Annotated in this window: 4 protein-coding genes; 3 read left to right on the forward strand and 1 reads right to left on the reverse strand. The window is 55.3% G+C overall.

The genetic code is table 11. The annotated features are described in order from the left end of the window. Positions 1 to 173 precede the first annotated feature (173 nt). On the forward strand, positions 174 to 359 hold the full coding sequence (locus tag ACF8AM_RS10640) for a hypothetical protein (RefSeq protein WP_392555620.1): 186 nt from the start codon (positions 174 to 176) through the stop codon (positions 357 to 359). A gap of 13 nt (positions 360 to 372) precedes the next feature. Here the strand turns inward: ACF8AM_RS10640 and ACF8AM_RS10645 are convergent, their stop codons facing one another. Beyond that, positions 373 to 1584: a substrate-binding domain-containing protein gene (locus ACF8AM_RS10645; RefSeq protein WP_392555621.1), complete on the reverse strand. Its 1212-nt coding sequence runs from the start codon at positions 1582 to 1584 to the stop codon at positions 373 to 375. A gap of 262 nt (positions 1585 to 1846) precedes the next feature. On the opposite strand from ACF8AM_RS10645, the gene ACF8AM_RS10650 reads away from it, so the two are divergent. Both ACF8AM_RS10650 and ACF8AM_RS10655 read left to right on the forward strand, forming a co-directional pair. Beyond that, positions 1847 to 4057, forward strand: coding sequence for a right-handed parallel beta-helix repeat-containing protein (locus tag ACF8AM_RS10650; protein ID WP_392555622.1), 2211 nt, complete (start codon positions 1847 to 1849; stop codon positions 4055 to 4057). A gap of 8 nt (positions 4058 to 4065) precedes the next feature. After that, a partial coding sequence (locus ACF8AM_RS10655; protein ID WP_392555623.1) for a sulfatase-like hydrolase/transferase occupies positions 4066 to 4984 on the forward strand: 919 nt, incomplete at its 3' end.

Here is a 4984-nt window from a genome sequence, read left to right on the forward strand (position 1 = left end):
CTGGATCAGCGAGCCCCTATGGTTTGTGGGGAGCACTGGGAACTCGTGCTTCCAAAGAGACAACGGAAGAATTCTGAGACTGAATCCGTGCCACCGTTTTTACTTCTGGCCGCTTGGCGTCGGCCTGGCGGTCAGAAGTTTTCCTTTTCGTTCACAAGCTCAAAAGAGCCCCAATGATGCCCGCATTCAAACTTTTTCTGGTTCTGACCTTCGCCTGCGTTCTTTCAGGTTGTGGCGGAGACGATCAAAATCAATTGGCGACCGAAGGTGCCACTGCCGACGATCTCGCCAAGTACGAGGCGGAACTGGCCGCCACCAATTCCGACGCTGGCTATGATGAATCCGTGCCGGCAGAATAGCCTGCTGACTGACTCACGATTCGAGTTCATCGTCTGTGATTGATTCCAGACGATGCCTTCGACGGTATTGGCCTGGTGGAACACCGGTCAGCTTTTTGAAGAACTTCGCCATGTGTTCATCATAATTGAACCCCGTCAGCCTGGCGATTTTCTTCAGAGGCTGCGAAGTGGTCTCGAGCAGTTCCTTGATCCGAGCCACCCGAATCGACGCTATCAGATCCGAAGGCGATTGGTTGAGGTACGTTCGCATCTTGCGTTCGAGCGAACGTCGTGACATGGGGACCGCATCCGCAACGTCCTGCACCGACACACCACGGCAAGCATTTTCGCGAATGAAGCGATACGCCTTGGTGAACTCCGCGTCATCAACCGGAATCGAATCGGTCGACCCACGCACGACAATGCGGCGAGCCGGAACCCAATTGATGTCAGGGGTAACTGCTTCTCCGTCCATCATCGTTTCGAGCAGTGAAGCGGCCTCGTAACCGATTTTGTGGGTGTTGGGCTCAACGCTTGTCAGGGGCGGAGAACACAGTGGGCAGATCACGTCGTCGTTGTCGACGCCGACAATGGCAATTTCATCTGGAACGTGGATCTGGCATTGGTGACAGGCATTCAGCAATTGTTGGGCTCGAATGTCATTGCAGGCCAGAATGCCAACGGGAGTCTTCAGTGACCTCAGCCAGCGTTCCAGACCCTTTTGATCGAGCATTCCGTTTTGCTCTGCGTCAAAGGTCGTAGCATGAATCGGCCCGGGAGACATGTAAGAAGCAACCTCGTGCCCCATCGACCGAACGTATCGCCGCATTTCAACGAGTCGGCGATCGGAATAGTTGGCTCCGCCAAAGCCACAGAACCCAAACTGGGTGAACCCACGGTCTCGCAAATGATCGACTGCGAGCTTCACCACCGATGCTGCTTCGGTGTCAAAGCCAGGAAAGAGCCCCGCTGATCGCCAGCAACGCAAATCGATCACAGGCAGCCCCAAATCCTGAATGGCCCGAACCATCTTCTGGGTTTCCGCGCGAACGAGCACGCCATCTCCACGCCATTTGGAAAGCCAGGAAGGAGGGTCTGCATTGATCGCCATTTCCTGATGGCGAAGCGACCAATGACTGTGCTCTTGCGCGTAAGCGGCAATCCCGCGCAGCAACCCTCGGCCGTAAGCTCGTGAGGACTCAATTAGCAGTGCCACAAGCCTGCTGTCAGTTGGGCTTGTCGCCATGCGTGTCGCAAATGTTCCGAAAGAAAACGCAATGTGAACGGTGTTCAACCTCTAACGTCGTCGTCTTCATCACTATACTGCTTGGTCGGGCATGTCGCAAACTTTCGGTTGAATAGCCTTCGAGTCGTCAGTGGATGTGCGTCTGCCTGGTACCAACACGCGATATGAATCGCCCATCCAATCGCCCCATCCAATCACTCGCCAATCGCCCCCACCAAAGTTGCGTGACCAACGATCGAAAGAAGTTCGGGTCGTGAATCCCATGCCTAGGTTGAGTTCATTCCCATGCTGGTTCGCGATCGTGTTTGCGATCTGCATGACGGTCGGTGTCAGTCATGCCGCAGGACCAACTGCCCATTTCTACGTTTCGCCCGCGGGCAATGACGATTGGTCGGGCACGATCGCGCAATCAAACCAAGCTCGCACTGACGGACCGTTTGCCACGCTTCAACGAGCACGAGATGCGGTCCGCGAATCTGCCTTGGACCGCGAGGGAGACATCCTGGTTCTGGTGCGCGGCGGCACCTATCGCCTAGCCGAAACCGTGGTCTTCGGGCTGGCGGATTCAGGGCTTAGCGACAGCACAATCACCTACGCGGCTTACCCAAATGAAACTCCGGTGTTCAGCGCTGGCCACGCCATCACGGATTGGCAACCGGTAAAGACGCCTCCGCCTGGTCTACCAGAAAAAGCGTTTGGCAAGGTTCAGGTGGCTGACGTTTCCGGCCAATTTGACACACTCTTCGATTCAGAAGGCATGCTCCCGCGAGCCCGGTCGGAAGGATTCATCCCGCTGAAAGGTGGCAGTCGCAACGAGCTGCACTTTCCGGCAGGTCGCCTGAGGAATTGGCCCAACGTCGAAGACATTGAGATCGTTGTTCGGCCGCATCATGCATGGATCGTGAACATCTTGCCGCTCGAATCGGTGAACGAAAGCAAGCAAATTGCCCGAACGTCGATTGATGCGACCTATGCGATGAACCCACTTCACTTCCTCAAAACGACCAACTCATGCTGGGTCGAAAATGTCTTGGAGGAACTCGACCAGCCAGGTGAATGGGTTCTCAACACCCAGACCGGCAAACTCTATCTTTGGCCGCGAAATGATTCGCTGATCTTGGCGCCAAGGCTGAAGGAACTGATCCGCATCGAAGGCGAAATTGACAAGGAAGGGCCTCGCGACAGTCCTGTGACAAACCTCTGCTTGCGTGGTCTGACTTTCATGCATGGCGAACGGTTCAGCATCACTGCTGACGATGCGGGGTTGCAGCACGACTGGGACATGCATGACAAAGCCAACGCTTTGGTCCGGTTGCGAGGAACCGAGCACTGCAAGATTGAGGAATGCCACTTTGCTCACAGTGGAGGCACTGCCATCCGTGTCGATTTACACGGCCAACACAATACGATTGCTGGCAATGTGATCGAGCACATGGGCGGTGCTGGCATACTATTGTGCGGGTACGGTCCGGGCACCAAAGATGTGAATCGTGAAAACACGATCTTCAACAACCACATTCATCACACCGGTCGCATCCATTCGCATTGCCCCGGCGTGATGATCTGGCAGAGCGGGCAAAACCGTGTGATGCACAATCTTGTCCACAACACTCCTTACACCGGGATCATCCTCTCCGGATGCATGACGGATTTCTTCCGACGCAAAGGCCGAGAACTCGGACGAACGATTCGTCGGCACGAAATCGCATCACTGCCAAAGAACCCTCGACGGGAAGACGTGCTTCCCTACCTGCACACACACGACAACCAGATTGAATACAACGAGATCCACCATGCGATGGAGATGCTCGGCGACGGCAATGGGATCTACGTTCGTGGAGCAGGTGCGGGGAACGTGATCCGCCGCAACTACGTGCATCACCTCGTAGCCCCGATGATCATGCAAGCCGCGATTCGCACCGATGGTGGCCAACGCGACACGCTGATTGCTGAGAACCTGATCTACAAGTGCACGTCGCAAGGCATTCTAATGAAGTTGAACACGCGCGTTGAAAACAACATCGTGGCCGACATCATTGCTCCGCCTCGTGGTTACTACCTCTCGGTTCGCGAAGGCCCGCTCACGGGGGCAACGATCCGGCGGAACATCTTCTACTCCTCGTCAGACCTCTGCACGTTCATCGACGAGTTGCCTCCTGGCAAAGGCAGAACGAGCGAGGATCGGCGAGGCAGGGCTTTGGCTCGTTCCAAAGACGCGGACACCGATCACAATCTTTATCATTGCGTCAGCGACCCCGCCCTCGGCGAACGAATGCTCGACAAGCAAAAACAAGACGGAGTCGACAGACAGAGCCTATCCGTTGATCCGTTGTTTGTAGATCCTGCCAACGGCGACTTCCGACTCCTCCCCGATTCCCCGGCGCTGCGTCTTGGCTTCGTGCCATGGGACCATTCCAAGGCCGGATTGATAAAAGAAGCGTCCTCCGAACACCACCTCGAACCTCTCCCATGAATCCTTTTATGAATCACTACCGTGCTGTCATTCTCGGTGTCCTGTTCGCATGCGGTGTGTCTTGCGTTCCGGCGTCTGCTCAACAAGGCAAACCAAACAACGCCGAAGCGTCACCCAACATCGTCTTTCTGTTCGCCGACGACCAATCGACCTATTCGGTTGGCTGTTATGGGAACGACGACGTCCTGACACCGAACATGGATCAACTCGCCCGTGACGGCGTGGTGTTTGACAAGCACTACAACACCACCGCGATCTGCATGGCCAGTCGTGGCAACGTGTTCACCGGAATGTACGAGTACAAGACGGGATGTAACTTCGGACACGGCAACATGCACCAAGACGTGTGGGTCAAATCCTATCCTGTTCTCCTTCGCGATGCCGGTTACCTCACCGCGTTCGCGGGCAAGTTTGGATTGGTCGTGAATGGCAAAGGTTTGTGTGAAGACGACTTCGATTTCTGGGGCGGCGGCCCTGGCCAAACGAACTACGCGACTGCCAAGAACGAGTCGATGCGGAAGTATGCCAAACAGTATCCCCACTCGACACTTTCTTATGCCGCCTTTGGCAAGGACGTCATCCGAGAAGCGGCGAAGCAAGACAAGCCATTTTGTTTATCAATCAGCTTCAAGGCACCTCACAAACCGGCGACCCCGGACCCACAATTCAACCATGTCTACGCCGGGAAACAGTTCACCAAACCATTGAACTTTGGGCGAGAATACAGCAAACATCTTGCGCCACAAAGCAAGCTCGGTCGGCAATTTCCACGGTTCAGCGAGTGGCACTATGACGATGATTACGACGGCGAGATGGCCAAGTACCATCAACAGGTTTATGCGATCGACGTCGCTCTCGGAATGATTCGCGACGAACTGAAGGCCCAAGGCGTGGCGGACAACACCGTCGTGATCTACACCAGCGACA

The organism is Rhodopirellula sp. JB055 (assembly GCF_043100905.1).
Lineage (GTDB): Bacteria > Planctomycetota > Planctomycetia > Pirellulales > Pirellulaceae > Rhodopirellula.